The following is an 18,956-nucleotide window of genomic DNA, read 5'->3' on the forward strand; positions in this document are numbered from 1 at the left end:
CGATGACCGGTCCCAGTGACCAGACGATGGCGGCCATGCGGCGGCTCGCCGCGCAGGTGCGGGACGAGTTGGAGCTGGCCGGGCTGCCGGTCGCGGCCGGGGGGCACCGGCTGGTGGCGCGGGGGGCGCAGGTGGAGATCGACGCGCTGGACGACGACGACCCCGGCGTCGTCGTGTCCTGGCGCCCGCACCCCAGCCTCGCCGTGGCCGCGGACCGGGCGGTCGCGGCGCGGGACGAGGCCGCGGGCACGATGCAGCGCTTCGGAGAGATCGAGCAGGCCATGAGCCCGGCGCTCGCGGCCGTGCTGACGTCGGCGGGCTTCGTCCTCGACCCCGAGGACGACCTGCTGCGGGTCACGGCCGCGCCGCCCGGCGGCGGAACAGTGGGATTGTTGGAGCGGACGACCTGACGTGGGGAGGGGGATCGGATGGGTGGGGCTCCGGATCGGCTCGCGGTCGATCTGACCGGACTTGAGGACTTCGCGCGGACGTTGGACTCCGTGCGGACGACCATGAACGGGACGCGGAAACTCTTCAACTCGTACGAGGCCAAGCTGGGCTCGGACAAGGTGTCGGGGGCGCTCGACAGCTTCGAGCACAATTGGAAGGACGGCCGCAAGGAGATCGACAGCCAGTTGGAGGGGCTGTCGAAGATGGCCGACACCGCGGTGCGCGAGATCAAGAAGGCGGACAAGGACCTCGCGGACCAACTCGCCAAGTCCGCCAAGGGAGACGGCAAGTGACGACCCCCGGCGCGGACGCCGACGACAGCGGACAGCCGCGGCCCGTACGGGTGATGCCCGTCGAGCGGGAGGGCTTCTCCCTCACGGTGCCCATGACGTGGTGGGAGTTCGACCTGCACCCGGCGACCCGCGACGAGAGCGTGCGCCGCACCATCGCGCAGCGCGTCAAGGAGAATCCGGCGCTGGCCGAACACCGCGACGTGCTGGCGCGGTTCCTGCGCAAGGCGGCGCGGGACGCGTACGAGAGCGGCGCGGTGTACGTCGGCTGCATGGCGCAGAACTTCGGCGCGCTGCCGCTCACCGCGTCGGTGACGGTCTCGCTGATCGGCGCGCGGACGCCGGAGGGTGAACTGCTGGCTGCGGACCCGGCGTCGATCGTGGCCGGGCTGCGCGCGCGGGAGGCGGCCAAGGACGGCGACCCGTGGCGCAAGGTGACCACCGTCGACATCCCGGAGACGGGCCTGGCGGCGCGGACGTACGGCATCGAGGACGTCACCGTGCCGGGCGACTCGCGGACGGTGCGGACCGTGCTGATGCAGACGTTCATCCCGCTGCCGGGGCACTCCGACAAGGTCGCGCTCGTGGCGGGCAGCAGCGCCGTACTCGACCTGGCGGACTCGTTCTTCGACATCTTCGACGCCGTCACGTCGACGTTTCGGTACCGGGAACCAGGGGCTGCACCCCTCACGTCCTCCCCTGTAAGTTGAGGCATCAGCAGACCATCAGACAAATCTGCGATCAGGAGCCACGGGGGTCGGCCCTGCGGCACGTTCGACGAGAGGTAAGCCGCTATGGCTAATGTCAACGTTACGTACCAGGACATGCGGGATGCGGCCACCAAGCTGCGCACCGGTCAGCACGAGATCACCGAGAAGCTGAACACGCTGCACAAGTTCGTTCAGGATCTCGTCAACGGCGGCTACGTCACGGACCGTTCCTCGAAGCAGTTCGACCAGTCCTACAGCGAGTTCAACACCGGTGCCACCAAGACCATCGAGGGTCTGGACGGCATGGGCAAGTTCCTGGAGAGCGCGGCCGACGCGTTCCAGCAGGCGGACGAGCAGCTCGCCAAGGGTCTGAACGGCTGACGGTCCCCCCGACCGTCCGGCACGACCCGCGAGACCCGGCGTGTGCGCCGCGGCGACATGATCCGCCGCGGCGCACACGCGCGTCCGGCACCCCCGCGCGTTCGGCACACCCGCCGTACGTCCGGCACACCCGCCGCGCGTCCGGCACACCCGTCCGTGGGGGCCGTGGGTCGTCCGGGACGCTGGCGTACGCTGGGCTGGTCCGTCCGCACTCCACGTCCGCACTCCTCCGAAAGGACCTCCCGGTGAGCGATACCGCAGCCGTCCTCGACCGTGCCGCCGCCGGTGGCCGGATCACGCCGGAGGAGGCGCTGGACCTCTACCGCTCGGCGCCCCTGCACGCGCTGGGCTCGGCCGCCGACGCCGTACGCCGCCGCCGGTACGCGGGCACCGAGCACATCGCGACGTACATCATCGAGCGGAACATCAACTACACGAACGTCTGCGTGACGGCGTGCAAGTTCTGCGCCTTCTACGCGGCCCCCAAGGACACCGACAAGGGCTGGTCGCGCGGGCTCGACGACATCCTGCGGCGCTGCGCGGAGACCGTGGAGCTGGGCGGCACCCAGATCATGTTCCAGGGCGGCCACCACCCGGACTACGGGGTCGAGTACTACGAGGAGCACTTCTCCGCGATCAAGGCCGCGTACCCGCAGCTCGTCATCCACTCCCTCGGCGCGTCCGAGGTCGAGCACATGGCGAGGATCTCCGGGGTCAGCGCCGAGGAGGCGATCCGCCGGATCCACGCGGCGGGCCTGGACTCCTTCGCGGGCGCCGGGGCCGAGCTGCTGCCCGCCCGGCCGCGCAAGGCCATCGCGCCGCTGAAGGAGTCCGGCGAGCGCTGGCTGGAGATCATGGAGACCGCCCACAACCTGGGCGTGGAGTCCACCTCCACCATGCTGATGGGCACCGGTGAGACCAACGCCGAGCGGATCGAGCACCTGCGGATGATCCGCGACGTGCAGGACCGTACCGGCGGCTTCCGGGCCTTCATCCCGTACACCTACCAGCCGGAGAACAACCACCTGAAGGGGCAGACGCAGGCGACCCTCTTCGAGTACCTGCGGATGATCGCCATCGCGCGGCTCTTCCTCGACAACGTGGCGCACATCCAGGGGTCCTGGCTCACCACCGGCAAGGAGGTCGGCCAGCTCTCGCTGCACTACGGCGCCGACGACCTCGGCTCGGTGATGCTGGAGGAGAACGTGGTGTCGTCGGCCGGCGCCAAGCACCGCTCCAACCGGATGGAGCTGATCCACCTCATCCGGTCCGCGGGCCGCGTCCCGGCGCAGCGCGCCACCACGTACGAGCACCTGGTCATCCACGACGACCCGGCGAACGACCCGGTCAACGACCACGTCGTCTCGCACCTGTCGTCCACGGCGATCGAGGGCGGTACGGCGCACCCGGAGCTGAAGCTGCTGGACGCCTCGCGCTGAGGCGACCGGGGGCGGACTGCCCCCGGAGGCCCGGCGTGCTGGATCATGGACCCATGCTGACCCTTCACGTCGCCCCGCTGCTCCGGCTCACCGCGGGCGGCGAGGCCGTCCCGGACGGCGCCGTCCTCGTCGACGGCGGCCGGGTCGTCGCCGTCGGGCCGATGGACGAGGTCGCCGCCGCGCACCCGGACGCCCGGGTGCGGCGCTGGCGCGGCACCATTGGCCCAGGACTCGTCGCCGACGGCGTGCGCGTCTTCCTCGAAGAGACCTACCACGAGGACCCGCAGGACCCCGACCGGCCGCACGACCGCGCCGAGTCGGTGCGGCGCGGCATCCACGAGCTCCTCTCCCGGGGGGTGACCGGGGTGGTGGACGACCTCACCGACGCCGCCGTCCGCTCCGCCGTCGACCACACCGGCCTGCTCCGGCTCTGGCCCGGCACCACCTCGCCCGGCCTCGCCCCCGGCGGCCGGGCCGACCTCGCCGTCCTCGCCACCGACGGCTCCTGCGTCGCCACCGTCCTGGCCGGCCGCCTCGTCCACCGCCGCGCGTAGGTCCCCCGACGGGGCAGCGGCCTTGGCGGCGCGCGATGCGAATAGGGTGGGGGCGTGACGCGAGCATCGCTGGACAAGCAACCGCACGAAGTCGCCGCCATGTTCGATGACGTGGCGGCCAAGTACGACGTGACGAACGACGTGCTGTCGCTCGGCCAGACGCGGCTGTGGCGGAAGGCCGTCGCGCAGGCCCTGGAGGTGGGGCCGGGCGAGCGGGTGCTGGACCTGGGGGCGGGGACGGGCACGTCCTCGCTGCGCTTCGCCGCCGCGGGAGCCGACGTCGTGCCGTGCGACTTCTCGATCGGGATGCTGCGCGAGGGCAAGAAGCGGCACCCGGAGCTGGCGCTGACGGCGGGGGACGCGACCCGGCTGCCGTTCGCGGACGGCGTCTTCGACGCGGTCACCATCTCCTTCGCGCTGCGCAACGTCCACGACACCGCCGCCGCGCTGCGCGAGATGCGGCGGGTGGCCAAGCCCGGGGGACGGCTGGTCATCTGTGAGTTCAGCCACCCCACGTACCGGCCGTTCAGGACCGTCTACACCGAGTACCTGATGCGGGCGCTGCCGCCGGTCGCGACGGCCGTCAGCAGCAATCCCGACGCGTACGTCTACCTCGCCGAGTCCATCCGCGCCTGGCCCGACCAGAAGGGGCTCGCCACCCGGCTCCAGGAGGCCGGTTGGAACGCGGTGGCCTGGCGCAATCTCACCGGGGGCATCGTCGCCCTGCACCGGGCGACGGCTCCGTCCACGGCTCCCTCCGCGTAGGACCGCGCGCTCGCGTCAACGCGCCGCGCCGCCGCGAACCGCGGTTCAGGCGGGCCCCGCTGTGTCCCGTCGCCGGGCCTCATAGACTCGGTACCGGCCGGGCAGCTCTCGGCCGAGCAGCGCCCGGCCGATAACGACCGTCGCCGACACCGACACTCGCCGAAACGGGAGAGCCCACCGTGACCGACACCGCCCTGTCCGAGCGCAGCGCCGATGCGATCGTCGTCGGCGCCGGGCCCGCCGGTTCGACGACCGCGTACTACCTGGCCAAGTCGGGACTGAACGTCCTGCTGCTGGAGAAGACCGCGTTCCCGCGCGAGAAGGTGTGCGGCGACGGCCTGACACCGCGCGCCACCAAGCAGCTCGTGTCGATGGGAATCGACATCTCGCAGGAGGCGGGCTGGCTGCGCAACAAGGGCCTGCGCATCATCAGCGGCGGCGTGCGCCTCCAGATGGACTGGCCCGAGCTGGCCGCGTACCCGAACTACGGACTGGTCCGCAAGCGCGACGACTTCGACGACATCCTCGCCCAGCAGGCGGTGAAGGCGGGCGCGACGCTGTACGAGCGGTGCAACGTCGGCGCCCCGATCACCGACGCGCGCACCGGGCGGATCACCGGCGTCGAGGCCAAACTCGGCGAGGAGAAGCGGCCGGTGACCTTCCACGCGCCGCTGGTGGTCGCCGCCGACGGCAACTCCACCCGGCTGTCCCTGGCGATGGGCCTGCACCGCCGCGAGGACCGGCCGATGGGCGTCGCGGTCCGCACGTACTTCACCTCGCCGCGGCACGAGGACGACTACCTGGAGTCGTGGCTCGAACTGTGGGACCGGCGCGGTCCGCAGGACCGGCAACTGCCCGGTTACGGCTGGGTGTTCGGCCTCGGTGACGGCACGTCGAACGTCGGTCTCGGCATCCTCAACTCCTCCTCCGCGTACCGCGAGCTGGACTGGCGCGAGGTGCTCAAGGCGTGGTGCGCCTCGATGCCGGAGGAGTGGGGCTACACCCCGGACAACATGACGCAGCCGATCCGCGGCGCCGCGCTCCCGATGGCCTTCAACCGCAAGCCGCACTACACCAAGGGCCTGGTCCTGGTGGGCGACGCGGGCGGCCTGGTCAACCCGTTCAACGGCGAGGGCATCGCCTACGCGATGGAGTCCGGCCAGATCGCCGCCGACGTCATCACCCAGGCGCACGCCCGCGCCACCTCCGCCCAGCGCGAGCTGGCCCTCCAGAACTACCCGCGCATCCTCCAGGACACCTACGGCGGTTACTACACGCTGGGCCGCGCCTTCGTGAAGCTCATCGGCAACCCGAAGGTGCTCCAGATCGCCACGCAGCGCGGTCTCACCCACCCGATGCTGATGCGCTTCTGCCTCAAGCTGCTCGCCAACCTCACCGACCCGACCGGCGGTGACGCGATGGACCGCGTGATCAACGGCCTGACCAAGATCACGCCGAGCGCGTGACGCTCTCCGCGTCCTGACCCGCCCGCCGGTACGTCCGACCGTCCGGCGTGCGGGTGTCTGCGTCGGTCATACCCCCGACCCTTCCCCGCCCGCGCGTCAGCGCACAACGGGCAGCGGACCGCCGTGACGTCCCGGCGAGGGGGTCACGGCGGTCTTATGGTGCCAAGCGTACGAAAAGGGGGAAACGGGTCAGAGGACCCGAACCGCCCAGTCCGGCATGTAGTCGGCCATCTGGTGAATGGCCACGGGGGTCGAGGGGTTGGCCGCGTCCAGGTACTGGCCGTCGCCGATGTAGACGCCGACGTGGTAGGCGCTGCCCTGGCCGCCCCAGAAGATGATGTCGCCGGCCTGCACATTGCTGACCGAGACGGGGGTGCCGACGTTGGACTGCTCCTGGGAGGTGCGCGGCAGGTCGACGCCGACTGTGGCGTAGGCGACCTGGGTGAGGCCGGAGCAGTCGTACGAGTCGGGACCGGCGGCGCCGTACACGTACGGCTTGCCGATCTGCGACTTCAGGAAGCTGATCAGCTTCGCGACGCTGCCGGTCGCCGTGGTGGCGGACGGGCTGGCCGTCGAGGTGGTCGTACCGGAGTCGGACGAACCGGACGAACCAGAAGAATCAGAAGAACCGGACGAGTTGGCCGACGCGGTCGGTGTGGCCAGCGCGGTGCGCTCGGCCGAGCGGGAGGCGGCCTGGGTGGCGGCGCGCTCCTTGGCGGCCTCGGCGGCCTTCGCCTCGGCCTCGGCCTTCGCCTTCGCGGCGGCCTTGGCGTCGGCGCTCTTCTTCGTGGCGGCGGCCTCCTTGGCGGCCTCGGCCACGGAGGCGTCCTTGGCGGCCTGGAGCTGCATCGCGATGGCGGCCTGGTCGATCGCCTGCGCGGCCTGCGCCGCGGTCACCTCGGTGGTCAGCGTGGACGCCTGGGCGGCCGCCTCGGCGGCGTTCGCGAGATCGGACGGCGTGAGGGCCGGAGTGCCGTGCGCGGGGGTGGAGTCGGTGTTGTCGGCCAGGGCCGGGGCGGCGGAGCCGCCGAGAGCGATCGCGCTGACGACGCCGCCGACGAGTCCTGCCCTGCGTACCCAGTTGGGGCGGCCGGGGGCGGCGTGCCGTCGGCGGCCGGTATGCGATTCGGTCGGATGCGAGCCGGACGCGGAGGTCCGGTCGGACGCGGAGGTCCGTATCTGGTTCGGGGACATGCGGTCCTGGCTATCAGGAATGCTTGGTTCCGTTCAACAAAGGTGGGATGCGACACAGTTGACGTGCTCACGGCTCAAATGCCCCGTTTGTGATCTTGGCGCGCGAGCACTTTCGCCCGGTTTCGGATAAGCGGTCACCTATGCGCTCGTGCGCGCTTTCACGCGGGTGAATCACGTGTGAATGCCGGGCTCCGGGGCCGTCGCCGCTCGACCGCCGCGCGCTATCACGTGGAGGCGTCCAGCGCCAATTTGCCTCTGCCGAGCGCGCCTTGATAATGCGCGCACCGCTCTGACCAGCGACAACGCTTCCGCTTGTGACGTGAAGTGATCCTTTGCGGCCGTTCCGCACCATGATCACCGCTCATCCGACTTCATGATCGTTCGTCAGGTGGTGGAGATCACAAAGGTCTTGGCGTACCCCGTGTCGCAGATCACAGACCGGCAGGCATAGGATGCAGGCGGCTCAGGCTTGTGAACTGCCTCACATAGAAGCGATCTTCGTCGTTTCGGTGACGCGGACCACGGGCAGGGGCCGGCTCCTCCGCCCACCTCGGCGGGGGGACACCCACGCAGTCACTGGCGACTGAAAAGGAAGGAGCGGGGGACGGTGAATGCCTACGCGCCCATCCTCGTGCTGGGAGGCCTTGCGGCCGGCTTCGCGATCTTCTCCGTTTTCATGGCCTCGATCATCGGGCCAAAACGGTACAACAGGGCCAAACTGGAAGCGTATGAGTGCGGCATCGAGCCCACCCCGCAGCCGGTCGGCGGGGGACGCTTCCCGATCAAGTACTACCTGACGGCGATGCTCTTCATCGTCTTCGACATCGAGATCGTCTTCCTCTATCCCTGGGCCGTCACCTTCGACCGGCTGGGGATGTTCGGCCTGGTGGAGATGCTCCTCTTCGTGCTCACCGTCTTCGTCGCCTACGCGTACGTGTGGCGGCGCGGCGGCCTGGAGTGGGACTAGGGAACGCCGAGAGGACCAGGGGACCAGGGGACAGAAGGGGACCAGGAGCCAACGCATGGGTATCGAAGAGAAACTGCCGAGCGGATTCCTGCTCACGACCGTGGAGACCGCCGCGGGCTGGGTACGTAAGGCGTCGGTCTTCCCGGCCACCTTCGGCCTGGCCTGCTGCGCCATCGAGATGATGACCGCGGGCGCCGGGCGCTACGACATGGCCAGGTTCGGCATGGAGGTCTTCCGCGGCTCGCCGCGCCAGGCCGACCTGATGATCGTGGCCGGCCGGGTGAGCCAGAAGATGGCCCCGGTGCTGCGCCAGGTCTACGACCAGATGCCGAACCCCAAGTGGGTCATCTCGATGGGTGTCTGCGCCTCCAGCGGCGGGATGTTCAACAACTACGCGATCGTGCAGGGCGTCGACCACGTCGTGCCGGTCGACATCTACCTGCCCGGCTGCCCGCCGCGCCCCGAGATGCTGCTGGACGCGATCCTCAAGCTGCACGAGAAGATCCAGCACTCCAAGCTCGGCGTGAACCGCGAAGAGGCGGCCCGCGAGGCGGAGGAAGCGGCCCGCAAGGCGCTCCCGACGATCGAGATGAAGGGCCTGCTGCGGTGACCAGCAACACTCCCGAGACCCCGGAGAACCTGCCGGGACAGCGCGCCGACGCCGGTGAGGTCATCGGCGTCCGCAAGGGCATGTTCGGTGCCAACAACGGCGGCGACACCAGCGGTTACGGCGGCCTGGTCCGTACCGTCCGGCTGCCCGGCGCGAGCAACAGGCCCTACGGCGGAGCCGACGGCGTCTTCGACGAGATCGCCGACGAGCTGGAAGGCGCGTTGGAGGAGCAGGGCCTGCCCCCGGCCGAGGCGATCGAGAAGACCGTCGTGGACCGCGGCGAGCTGACCTTCCACATCGCCCGCGAACACCTGGTCACCGTCGCCAGGACGCTCCGCGACGACCCGGCGCTCCGCTTCGAGCTGTGCCTCGGCGTCAGCGGCGTGCACTACCTCGGCGACGAGGGCCGCGAGCTGCACGCCGTCTACCACCTGCGCTCGATCACCCACGCGCGGCTGATCCGCCTGGAGGTCAGCGCCCCCGACGCCGACCCGCACATCCCGTCGCTGGTCTCGGTCTACCCGACCAACGACTGGCACGAGCGCGAGACGTGGGACTTCTTCGGCATCGTCTTCGACGGCCACCCGGCGCTCACCCGGATCATGATGCCGGACGACTGGCCCGGTCACCCGCAGCGCAAGGACTACCCGCTCGGCGGCATCCCCGTCGAGTACAAGGGTGCCCAGATCCCGGCTCCCGACCAGCGGAGGTCGTACAGCTAATGAGTACTCACCACGCCCCGCAGCAGGCCGACGAGCGGGAGACCACCGAAGGCCGGGTCTTCACCGTCACCGGCGGTGACTGGGACGAGCTGGCCGAGACCGTCAGCAAGGCCGACGACGAGCGCATCATCGTCAACATGGGCCCGCAGCACCCGTCCACCCACGGTGTGCTCCGGCTGATGCTGGAGATCGACGGCGAGACGGTCACCGAGGCCAGGTCGGGCATCGGCTACCTGCACACCGGCATCGAGAAGAACATGGAGTTCCGGACGTGGACCCAGGGGTCCACCTTCGTGACGCGCATGGACTACCTGACGCCGCTGTTCAACGAGACGGCGTACTGCCTCGCCGTCGAGAAGCTGCTCGGCATCACCGAGCAGGTGCCGCAGCGCGCCACCGACATCCGCGTGCTCATGATGGAGCTCAACCGGATCGCGTCCCACCTGGTCTGCATCGCCACCGGCGGCATGGAGCTGGGCGCGACCACGATCATGATCTACGGGTTCCGCGACCGCGAGTACATCCTCGACATCTTCGAGCTGATCACCGGCCTGCGGATGAACCACGCGTACGTCCGCGTCGGCGGCCTCGCGCAGGACCTGCCGCCCGGCGCGATCGACCTCGTCCGCGAGTTCGTGAAGACGTTCCGCAAGAATCTGCCCGAGTACGACAAGCTCGCCACCGGCAACCCGATCTTCAAGGGCCGCATGGTGGACGTCGGTTACCTGGACCTCGCCGGGTGCATGGCGCTCGGCGCCACAGGACCGATCCTGCGCGCCGCCGGACTCCCGCACGACCTGCGCAAGTCCGACCCGTACTGCGGTTACGAGAACTACGACTTCGAGGTGCCGACCGCCGACACCTGCGACTCCTACGGCCGCTTCCGGGTCCGCCTGGAGGAGATGCACCAGAGCCTGCGGATCGTCGAGCAGGTGCTCGACCGGCTCGCGCCGGGCCCGGTGATGGTCGAGGACAAGAAGATCGCCTGGCCCGCGCAGCTCGCGCTCGGCCCCGACGGCCTCGGCAACTCGCTCGACCACATCAAGAAGATCATGGGCACCTCGATGGAGGCCCTGATCCACCACTTCAAGCTGGTGACCGAGGGCTTCCGGGTCCCGGCAGGACAGTCCTACGCGGCGATCGAGTCGGCCAAGGGCGAGCTGGGGGTGCACGCGGTCAGCGACGGCGGCACCCGCCCGTTCCGGGTGCACTTCCGCGACCCGTCCTTCACCAATCTCCAGTCCATGGCGGCGATGTGCGAGGGCGGCCAGGTCGCCGACGTCATCGTCGCGGTGGCGTCCATCGACCCCGTGATGGGAGGCGTCGACCGATGACAGACGTGGCCATGGGTGCCACCGGGGGAGTGTCCCTGGGCATCCCGCAGATGCCCGCCCCGGACTTCCCGGCCGATGTGCGCGCCCGGCTGGAGGCCGACGCCAAGGAAGTGATCGCCCGCTACCCCGGATCGCGCAGCGCCCTGCTGCCGCTGCTGCACCTCGTGCAGTCCGAGGAGGGGTACGTCACCAGGACCGGCATCCGGTTCTGCGCCGAGGTACTCGACCTGACCACCGCCGAGGTCACCGCGGTGGCGACCTTCTACACGATGTACCGGCGCAAGCCGTCCGGCGACTACCAGGTCGGCGTGTGCACCAACACGCTGTGCGCGGTCATGGGCGGCGACGCGATCTTCGACGAGCTGAAGCAGCACCTCGGCGTCGGCAACGACGAGACGACCGAGGACGGCAAGGTCACGCTGGAGCACATCGAGTGCAACGCGGCCTGCGACTTCGCGCCCGTCGTGATGATCAACTGGGAGTTCTTCGACAACCAGACGCCGGAGTCGGCCAAGCAGCTCGTGGACGACCTGATCGCCGGACGCGAGGTCCGGCCGACCCGCGGCGCGCCCCTGTGCACGTACAAGGAGACCGCCCGCATCCTGGCCGGTTTCCCCGACGAGCGCCCCGGCGCGGTCGAGGCCAGCGGCGGCGCGGGCCCCGCGTCCCTCACCGGTCTGCGGCTGCACAAGGGCGAGACCCCCTCGCGGGTCGTCACCCAGCGCGCCGACTCGCCGCGTGACACACCGGCCGGGCCGCGGGACACCCCGTCGCCCGCCCAGCACGCCAGCTCGCACGACGCGCCCAACAAGACCGCCGAGTCCGACCCGGCCAACGCCGCGGACCCGGTGGCCGACAACGCCAGGCAGGAGGAGGGCGAGTGATGACCGTGGACTCGGCGGAGAAGCTGCTCGCCCCCGTGCTGTCGGCCTTCTGGGACGAGCCGGAGTCCTGGACCCTGGCCACCTACCGCAGGCACGACGGCTACCAGGGCCTGGACAAGGCGCTCGCCATGGCGCCGGACGACGTGATCGCGTACGTGAAGGACTCGGGACTGCGCGGCCGTGGCGGCGCGGGCTTCCCGACCGGCATGAAGTGGCAGTTCATCCCGCAGGGCGACGGCAAGCCGCACTACCTCGTGGTCAACGCGGACGAGTCGGAGCCGGGCACCTGCAAGGACATCCCGCTGCTCTTCGCGAACCCGCACTCCCTCATCGAGGGCATGATCATCGCGTGTTACGCGATCCGCTCCAGCCACGCCTTCATCTACCTGCGCGGCGAGACGGTCCCCGTGCTGCGCAGGCTGCACGAGGCGGTGCGCGAGGCGTACGCGGCCGGTTACCTCGGCCGTGACATCCAAGGCAGCGGATTCGACCTGGAGTTGACCGTCCACGCCGGCGCGGGCGCGTACATCTGCGGTGAGGAGACGGCGCTGCTGGACTCCCTGGAGGGCCGTCGCGGCCAGCCCAGGCTCCGCCCGCCCTTCCCCGCCGTGGAGGGCCTGTACGCCTGTCCCACCGTGGTGAACAACGTGGAGTCGATCGCCTCGGTTCCCGCGATCATGCAGCGCGGCAAGGACTGGTTCAAGGCGATGGGCAGCGAGAAGTCCCCCGGCTTCACGCTGTACTCGCTCTCCGGGCACGTCGCCAAACCCGGGCAGTACGAGGCGCCGCTCGGCATCACGCTGCGGCAGCTCCTCGACCTCGGCGGCGGCATGCGGCCGGGACACCGGCTCAAGTTCTGGACGCCCGGCGGCTCCTCGACCCCGATGTTCACCGACGAGCACCTGGACGTCGCGCTGGACTACGAGGGCGTCGGCGCCGCCGGATCGATGCTCGGCACCAAGGCGCTCCAGTGCTTCGACGAGACGACCTGCGTGGTGCGGGCCGTCACCCGCTGGACCGAGTTCTACGCCCACGAGTCCTGCGGAAAGTGCACGCCGTGCCGCGAAGGCACGTACTGGCTCGTCCAGTTGCTGCGTGACATCGAGGCGGGCAAGGGCCGGCCCGAGGACCTGGACAAGCTCAACGACATCGCCGACAACATCAACGGCAAGTCCTTCTGCGCGCTCGGCGACGGCGCCGCCGCCCCGATCTTCTCCTCTCTGAAGCACTTCCGCGCGGAGTACGAGGAGCACATCGAGCGCAAGGGCTGCCCCTTCGACCCGGCCCGCTCCACCGCCTGGGCCGACAAGTCCCGTACGGAGGCCCACGCGTGACCGTCACTACCAACGCACCCTCCGGAGGGGGTCAGGCGGCGGTGCCGCCGGAAGATCTCATCTCCGTGCAGATCGACGGCATCGCGGTGTCCGTCCCCAAGGGGACGCTGGTCATCCGGGCCGCGGAACTGCTCGGCATCGAGATCCCCCGGTTCTGCGACCACCCGCTGCTCGACCCGGCCGGGGCCTGCCGCCAGTGCATCGTCGAGGTCGAGGGCCAGCGCAAGCCGGTCGCGTCCTGCACGATCACCTGTACCGACGGGATGGTCGTCAAGACGCAGCTCTCGTCGCCGGTCGCCGAGAAGGCGCAGCGCGGCGTGATGGAGCTGCTGCTGATCAACCACCCGCTGGACTGCCCGGTCTGCGACAAGGGCGGCGAATGCCCCTTGCAGAACCAGGCGATGCAGGTCGGCGACACCGACTCGCGCTTCGAGGGCAAGAAGCGGACGTACGAGAAGCCGGTGCCGATCTCCACCCAGGTGCTGCTGGACCGCGAGCGGTGCGTGCTGTGCGCGCGCTGCACCCGGTTCAGCAACCAGGTGGCGGGCGACCCGATGATCGAGATGCTGGAACGCGGCGCGCTCCAGCAGATCGGCACCGGGGTCGGCGACCCCTTCGAGTCGTACTTCTCCGGCAACACCATCCAGATCTGCCCGGTCGGCGCGCTCACCTCGGCCGCGTACCGCTTCCGCTCCCGGCCGTTCGACCTCGTGTCGTCGCCGTCGGTGTGCGAGCACTGCGCGGGCGGCTGCGCGACCCGTACCGACCACCGCCGCGGCAAGGTCATGCGGCGGCTGGCGGCCGACGACCCGCAGGTCAACGAGGAGTGGATCTGCGACAAGGGCCGCTTCGGCTTCCGCTACGCGCAGCGCCCCGACCGGCTGAGCCACCCCCTGGTCCGCAACGCCGAGGGCGAACTCGTCCCCGCGTCCTGGCCCGAGGCGCTGGCCGCCGCCGCGGCCGGGCTCAGCGCGGCGCACGGCCGCGCCGCGGTGCTGCCCGGCGGACGCGTCACCGTCGAGGACGCGTACGCGTACGCCAAGTTCGCCCGCGTCGTGCTCGGCACCAACGACGTGGACTTCAGGGCCCGCGCGCACTCCGCCGAGGAGGCCGACTTCCTGGCCGCCACGGTCGCCGGGCGCGGCCTCGACCTGTCCGGCACCGGCATCACGTACACGGCGCTGGAGAAGGCACCGGCCGTACTGCTGGCGGGACTCGAGGCCGAGGAGGAGGCCCCCGGGGTCTTCCTGCGGCTCCGCAAGGCGCACCGCAAGCGCAAGCAGCAGACGTACGCCCTGGCCACGCACGCCACCCGCGGCCTGGAGAAGGCGGGCGGCGTCCTGCTGCCCGCCGCCCCCGGCACGGAACCCGAGTGGCTGGACGCGCTCGCGGGCGGTGTCGGCCTGGACGAGACCGGGCAGGCCGCGGCCGAGGCGCTGCGCGCCGCGGGCGCCGTCATCCTGGTCGGCGAGCGGCTGGCCGCCGTGCCCGGCGGGCTGACCGCCGTGGTCCGGCTGGCCACGGCCACCGGCGCCGCGCTGGCGTGGATTCCGCGCAGGGCCGGTGAGCGCGGCGCCGTCGAGGCGGGCGCGCTGCCCGGACTGCTGCCCGGCGGCCGTCCGGTCACCGACCCGCGGGCCCGCGCCGAGGTCGCCTCGGTGTGGGGTCTGCCGGAGCTGCCGCACCGCTTCGGCCGCGACACCGGCCAGATCGTCGAGGCCGCCGCCGCGGGCGAGCTGGCGGCCCTGGTCGTCGGCGGCGTCGAGGTCGCGGACCTGCCGGACCCGGCCCGCGCCCGCGAGGCGCTGGACGCGGTCGGCTTCCTGGTCAGCCTGGAGCAGCGGCCCAGCGAGGTCACCGACCGCGCCGACGTCGTCCTCCCGGTCGCCGCGGTCGCCGAGAAGACCGGCACCTTCCTCAACTGGGAGGGCAGGGCCCGGATGTTCGACGCGGCCATCAAGCCCGACCAGGCCACCAACCGGCACCAGCTCCCGGACGCCCGCGTCCTGACGATGCTGGCCGACGCGCTCGACGTCCGGCTCGGCCTGGCCGACGTGCGGGGCGCGCGCTCCGAACTCGACCGGCTCGCCGGGTGGGACGGCCCCTGGGGCAGCTCGCCGCTGGAGTCCGCCGGATCGCTGCCCCGCCCCGAGGCGGGCCAGGCGCTGCTGGCCGGACACCGGCTGCTGCTCGACCAGGGCCGCCTCCAGGACGGGGACGACGCGCTGGCCGGCACCCGGCACGCGGCCGTCGCCCGGCTGTCGGCCGCCACCGCCGCCGAGGCCGGTGTCACCGACGGCGACCCGCTGACGGTGACCGGGCCCGCGGGCGCGGTCACGCTGCCGCTGGTCGTCACCGCGATGCCCGACCGGGTGGTGTGGCTGCCGCTGAACTCCGCGGGGAACGGCGTCGCCTCCGACACCGGTGCCCGTACGGGCCAGGTCGTCTCCGTCGGCGGCGCCGCCGCGGTCACGCAAGAGGAGGGCACCCGATGAGCGCGCCACTGACCCAGCTCGCCGCCACCACGGAGAATCTCTCCTGGTTCGGCAACGACATCTGGTGGCTGATCATCCTCAAGGCGGTCTTCTGCTTCGCCTTCGCGATGCTGACCGTGCTCGTCGCCATCGTGTGGGAGCGCAAGGTCGTCGCGTGGATGCAGTTGCGCATCGGCCCGAACCGGCACGGCCCCTGGGGCATGCTCCAGTCCCTCGCCGACGGCATCAAGCTGATGCTGAAGGAGGACATCGTCGTCAAGCGGGCCGACAAGGTGGTGTTCATCCTCGCGCCCGTCGTGGCGGCCATCCCGGCCTTCATGGCGTTCGCGGTGATCCCCTTCGGCCCGGCCGACAACGAGGTGTCGATCTTCGGCCAGCGCACCGCGCTCCAGCTCACCGACCTCCCGATCGGCCTGCTGTTCATCCTGGCCACCGCGTCGGTCGGCATCTACGGCATCGTGTTGGCGGGCTGGTCGTCCGGCTCGACGTACCCGCTGCTCGGCGGCCTGCGCGCGTCCGCGCAGATGATCTCGTACGAGATCGCGATGGGCCTGTCCTTCGCGGCGGTCTTCCTCTACTCCGGCTCCATGTCGACGTCGACGATCGTCGAGGCGCAGCACGACCGCTGGTACGCGATCCTGCTGCCCGTCTCGCTGATCATCTACATCATCGCGATGGTCGGCGAGACCAACCGCGCGCCGTTCGACATGCCGGAGTCCGAGGGCGACCTGGTCGGCGGCTTCAACACCGAGTACAGCTCGATCAAGTTCGCGCTGTTCATGCTCGCCGAGTACGTGAACATGGTGACGGTCTCCGCGGTCGCGACGACGCTCTTCCTCGGCGGCTGGCGCGCCCCCTGGCCGATCAGCACGGTCTGGATCGGCGCGAACCACGGCTGGTGGCCGATGCTCTGGTTCATCGTCAAGGTCCAGTTGCTGCTGTTCTTCTTCATCTGGCTGCGCGGCACCCTGCCCCGGGTCCGCTACGACCAGTTCATGAAGCTGGGCTGGAAGGTCCTCATCCCGGTCTCCATGGTCTGGCTGATGCTGGTCGCCGCGGTCCGCGCGATGCGCAACGAGGACTACGACTTCACGAAGATCGTCCTGTACATCGGCGGTGTGGTGATCGCGCTGCTGCTGATCTCGCTCATCGCGGACGTCTTCAGGGACCGCGAGGAGAAGAAGGCCGCCGTCCGCGGCGGCGGCGCGCTCGCGCCACCGGACCGCTTCGACCCGATGGCGGGCGGCTATCCCGTACCGCCGCTGCCGGGTCAGGAGGCGGAGCGGGTGCCGCGGCGCCCCAGCCGGGCGGCACAGCCCCAACTCGTGGGTGCCGCCAGCGCGTCCGGCGTGTCCGGCGCGGCGGAACCGGACGTCCAGGATGCCCCCGAGCAGGAGAAGAAGGAGGACGGCGATGCCTGAGTTCCTCGGCCCGGTCGCAGGCTTCGGCGTGACCTTCAAGGCCATGTTCAAGAAGCGGCTGACCGAGCAGTACCCCGAGTACAAGAAGCCCACCGCCCCGCGTTTCCACGGCCGCCACCAGCTCAACCGGCACCCGGACGGCCTGGAGAAGTGCGTCGGCTGCGAGCTGTGCGCGTGGGCCTGCCCGGCGGACGCCATCTACGTGGAAGGCGCGGACAACACCGAGGAGGAGCGCTACTCACCCGGTGAGCGCTACGGCCGCGTCTACCAGATCAACTACGCCCGCTGCATCCTGTGCGGCCTGTGCATCGAGGCGTGCCCGACGCGCGCGCTGACGATGACCAACGAGTACGAACTGGCCGACCGGACCCGCGAGTCGCTGATCTTCACCAAGGAACAGCTCCTGTCCGGGCTCGAGGAGGGCATGGTCGACTCGCCGCACTCGATCTTCCCCGGCATGGACGAGGGCGACTACTACCGCGGCGCGGTCACCGAGGCCGCGCCCGGCACCGTACGGCAGGTCGCGGTCTCCAAGGGCGAGAAGCCGGACGAGACGGTGCGGACCGACGGCGCCACCGCGGCGGACGCGCCCGACGCGCCCGAGACGGGCTTCACCAGGACCGACGCCGAGGGCGCCGCGGTCGCGCCCGCCCCCGGCGGCGGCACGCCCGCGGGAACGGGGGACGAGGCATGATCGCCGCGACCTCCCAGCTCGCCACCTCCCAGCTCGCCGCCGCCGCGTCGCAGACCTCCACCGGCGAGGCCGTCCAGTTCTGGATTCTGGGCACGGTCGCCGTGCTCGGCGCGCTCGGCACCGTCCTGATGAAGAAGTCCGTGCACAGCGCGCTGTCGCTGGCCGGGACGATGATCGTGCTCGCGATCTTCTACCTGGCGCAGGGCGCGTACTTCCTGGGCGTCGTGCAGATCGTCGTCTACACCGGCGCGATCATGATGCTCTTCCTCTTCGTCGTCATGCTGGTCGGCATCACCGCCGCCGACTCGCTGAAGGAGACGCTCAAGGGCCAGCGCTGGATGGCCGCGGCCTGCGGTCTCGGCTTCGGCATCCTGCTGATCGCCGGGATCGGCAACGCCTCGCTCGACACCTTCGCCGGTGTCGGCCAGGCCAACTCCGCGGGCAACGTGCCCGGTCTGGCCCGGCTGATCTTCACCAAGTACGTGTGGTCCTTCGAGATCACCGGCGCGCTGCTGATCACCGCGGCCATCGGCGCGATGGTGCTCACGCACCGCGAGCGCACCGAGGAGCGGCGCACCCAGCGCGAGCTGTCCGAGGCGCGCGTGCGCGGCGGCGTACAGGTCACCCCGCTGCCCGCGCCCGGCACCTACGCCCGGCACAACGCGGTGGACATCCCCGCGCTGCTGCCCGACGGTTCCATCTCGGAGCTGTCGGTCAGCGCCACGCTGCGGGCCCGCGGCCAGATCCGTGACGTGTCCGCCGACGCCCTGCACCGGCTCGCCGAGCTGGACCAGCGCACCGAGGAGTACCTGGAGCGCGAGCCGGAGCGTACGGCGGTGGAGCGCAAGGCCGAACGGGCCGAGCGCGAGACCGTACGCGAGGCCGACCGGGAAGCCGCACGAGAGGCCGACCGGGCTTCCGACCGGGCCGAGGAGGGTGCCAAGTGAATCCGGCCAACTACCTGTACCTGTCGGCGCTGCTGTTCACCATCGGCGCGGCGGGCGTACTGATCCGGCGCAACGCGATCGTGGTCTTCATGTGCATCGAGCTGATGCTGAACGCCTGCAACCTGGCGTTCGTCACCTTCTCGCGGCTGCACGGCAACCTCGACGGCCAGGTGATCGCGTTCTTCACGATGGTGGTCGCCGCCGCGGAAGTCGTGGTCGGCCTGGCGATCATCGTGTCGATCTTCCGCTCCCGCCACTCGGCTTCGGTCGACGACGCCAATCTCATGAAGCTGTAGAGG

20 protein-coding genes are annotated in these 18,956 nt (G+C 70.6%); 19 read left to right on the forward strand and 1 reads right to left on the reverse strand.

Annotated features, from left to right (window positions below):
- Nucleotides 1-2 precede the first annotated feature (2 nt).
- The 8 genes from ACIO6U_RS27790 (at nucleotide 3) to ACIO6U_RS27825 (ending at nucleotide 6,055) form a co-directional block, all read left to right on the forward strand.
- The gene (locus ACIO6U_RS27790; RefSeq protein ID WP_391050385.1) at nucleotides 3-410 is read left to right on the forward strand and encodes a hypothetical protein; all 408 of its coding nucleotides are present in this window, start codon (nucleotides 3-5) and stop codon (nucleotides 408-410) included.
- 18 nt (nucleotides 411-428) lie between these two features.
- Complete coding sequence (locus ACIO6U_RS27795) at nucleotides 429-743, forward strand: hypothetical protein (RefSeq protein WP_355340480.1); 315 nt, start codon at nucleotides 429-431, stop codon at nucleotides 741-743.
- A 53-nt stretch (nucleotides 744-796) separates the two neighbouring features.
- A complete protein-coding gene (locus ACIO6U_RS27800; protein WP_391050442.1) occupies nucleotides 797-1,450 on the forward strand; it encodes a hypothetical protein in 654 nt (217 codons plus the stop codon).
- 84 nt (nucleotides 1,451-1,534) lie between these two features.
- Nucleotides 1,535-1,831, forward strand: coding sequence for a WXG100 family type VII secretion target (locus tag ACIO6U_RS27805; protein WP_188281644.1), 297 nt, complete (start codon nucleotides 1,535-1,537; stop codon nucleotides 1,829-1,831).
- 245 nt (nucleotides 1,832-2,076) lie between these two features.
- Nucleotides 2,077-3,270: a cyclic dehypoxanthinyl futalosine synthase gene (mqnC, locus tag ACIO6U_RS27810; RefSeq protein WP_355340477.1), complete on the forward strand. Its 1,194-nt coding sequence runs from the start codon at nucleotides 2,077-2,079 to the stop codon at nucleotides 3,268-3,270.
- 53 nt (nucleotides 3,271-3,323) lie between these two features.
- A complete protein-coding gene (locus ACIO6U_RS27815) occupies nucleotides 3,324-3,824 on the forward strand; it encodes an imidazolonepropionase-like domain-containing protein (protein ID WP_391050386.1) in 501 nt (166 codons plus the stop codon).
- Nucleotides 3,825-3,878: 54 nt separating this feature from the next.
- The gene (locus ACIO6U_RS27820; protein ID WP_355340471.1) at nucleotides 3,879-4,589 is read left to right on the forward strand and encodes a demethylmenaquinone methyltransferase; all 711 of its coding nucleotides are present in this window, start codon (nucleotides 3,879-3,881) and stop codon (nucleotides 4,587-4,589) included.
- 179 nt (nucleotides 4,590-4,768) lie between these two features.
- Complete coding sequence (locus tag ACIO6U_RS27825; protein WP_401723259.1) at nucleotides 4,769-6,055, forward strand: geranylgeranyl reductase family protein; 1,287 nt, start codon at nucleotides 4,769-4,771, stop codon at nucleotides 6,053-6,055.
- Nucleotides 6,056-6,244: 189 nt separating this feature from the next.
- Here ACIO6U_RS27825 and ACIO6U_RS27830 read toward each other — a convergent pair whose 3' ends face one another.
- Complete coding sequence (locus ACIO6U_RS27830; RefSeq protein ID WP_391050387.1) at nucleotides 6,245-7,249, reverse strand: NlpC/P60 family protein; 1,005 nt, start codon at nucleotides 7,247-7,249, stop codon at nucleotides 6,245-6,247.
- A 607-nt stretch (nucleotides 7,250-7,856) separates the two neighbouring features.
- On the opposite strand from ACIO6U_RS27830, the gene ACIO6U_RS27835 reads away from it, so the two are divergent.
- From ACIO6U_RS27835 to nuoK, 11 genes are read left to right on the forward strand one after another with little or no spacing between them, the layout of a single operon-like run.
- On the forward strand, nucleotides 7,857-8,216 hold the full coding sequence (locus ACIO6U_RS27835; protein ID WP_355340462.1) for an NADH-quinone oxidoreductase subunit A: 360 nt from the start codon (nucleotides 7,857-7,859) through the stop codon (nucleotides 8,214-8,216).
- A gap of 55 nt (nucleotides 8,217-8,271) precedes the next feature.
- Nucleotides 8,272-8,826, forward strand: a complete 555-nt coding sequence (locus ACIO6U_RS27840) for an NADH-quinone oxidoreductase subunit B family protein (RefSeq protein ID WP_355340459.1) — start codon at nucleotides 8,272-8,274, stop codon at nucleotides 8,824-8,826.
- Nucleotides 8,823-9,548, forward strand: a complete 726-nt coding sequence (locus tag ACIO6U_RS27845; protein WP_401309063.1) for an NADH-quinone oxidoreductase subunit C — start codon at nucleotides 8,823-8,825, stop codon at nucleotides 9,546-9,548. The genes ACIO6U_RS27840 and ACIO6U_RS27845 overlap by 4 nt, the downstream gene beginning before the upstream one ends.
- On the forward strand, nucleotides 9,548-10,882 hold the full coding sequence (locus ACIO6U_RS27850) for an NADH-quinone oxidoreductase subunit D (protein ID WP_355340453.1): 1,335 nt from the start codon (nucleotides 9,548-9,550) through the stop codon (nucleotides 10,880-10,882). The genes ACIO6U_RS27845 and ACIO6U_RS27850 overlap by 1 nt, the downstream gene beginning before the upstream one ends.
- Nucleotides 10,879-11,766: an NADH-quinone oxidoreductase subunit NuoE gene (gene nuoE, locus ACIO6U_RS27855; protein WP_355340450.1), complete on the forward strand. Its 888-nt coding sequence runs from the start codon at nucleotides 10,879-10,881 to the stop codon at nucleotides 11,764-11,766. The genes ACIO6U_RS27850 and nuoE overlap by 4 nt, the downstream gene beginning before the upstream one ends.
- Nucleotides 11,766-13,100, forward strand: coding sequence for an NADH-quinone oxidoreductase subunit NuoF (nuoF, locus tag ACIO6U_RS27860; RefSeq protein WP_355340447.1), 1,335 nt, complete (start codon nucleotides 11,766-11,768; stop codon nucleotides 13,098-13,100). The genes nuoE and nuoF overlap by 1 nt, the downstream gene beginning before the upstream one ends.
- Nucleotides 13,097-15,595 (forward strand): NADH-quinone oxidoreductase subunit G, encoded by a 2,499-nt coding sequence (locus tag ACIO6U_RS27865; protein WP_401309068.1) that lies wholly within the window; start codon nucleotides 13,097-13,099, stop codon nucleotides 15,593-15,595. Before nuoF ends, ACIO6U_RS27865 begins: the two co-directional genes overlap by 4 nt.
- The gene (gene nuoH, locus ACIO6U_RS27870; RefSeq protein ID WP_355340441.1) at nucleotides 15,592-17,016 is read left to right on the forward strand and encodes an NADH-quinone oxidoreductase subunit NuoH; all 1,425 of its coding nucleotides are present in this window, start codon (nucleotides 15,592-15,594) and stop codon (nucleotides 17,014-17,016) included. Before ACIO6U_RS27865 ends, nuoH begins: the two co-directional genes overlap by 4 nt.
- On the forward strand, nucleotides 17,009-17,710 hold the full coding sequence (gene nuoI / locus ACIO6U_RS27875; RefSeq protein WP_355340438.1) for an NADH-quinone oxidoreductase subunit NuoI: 702 nt from the start codon (nucleotides 17,009-17,011) through the stop codon (nucleotides 17,708-17,710). The genes nuoH and nuoI overlap by 8 nt, the downstream gene beginning before the upstream one ends.
- Entirely contained in the window at nucleotides 17,707-18,657 is a 951-nt protein-coding gene (locus ACIO6U_RS27880; RefSeq protein ID WP_391050388.1) for an NADH-quinone oxidoreductase subunit J, read from the forward strand. Before nuoI ends, ACIO6U_RS27880 begins: the two co-directional genes overlap by 4 nt.
- On the forward strand, nucleotides 18,654-18,953 hold the full coding sequence (gene nuoK / locus ACIO6U_RS27885) for an NADH-quinone oxidoreductase subunit NuoK (RefSeq protein ID WP_355340432.1): 300 nt from the start codon (nucleotides 18,654-18,656) through the stop codon (nucleotides 18,951-18,953). Before ACIO6U_RS27880 ends, nuoK begins: the two co-directional genes overlap by 4 nt.
- Nucleotides 18,954-18,956: the final 3 nt, after the last annotated feature.

It is taken from the genome of Streptomyces sp. NPDC087422 (genome assembly GCF_044744145.1).
In the GTDB taxonomy this organism is placed as follows: domain Bacteria; phylum Actinomycetota; class Actinomycetes; order Streptomycetales; family Streptomycetaceae; genus Actinacidiphila.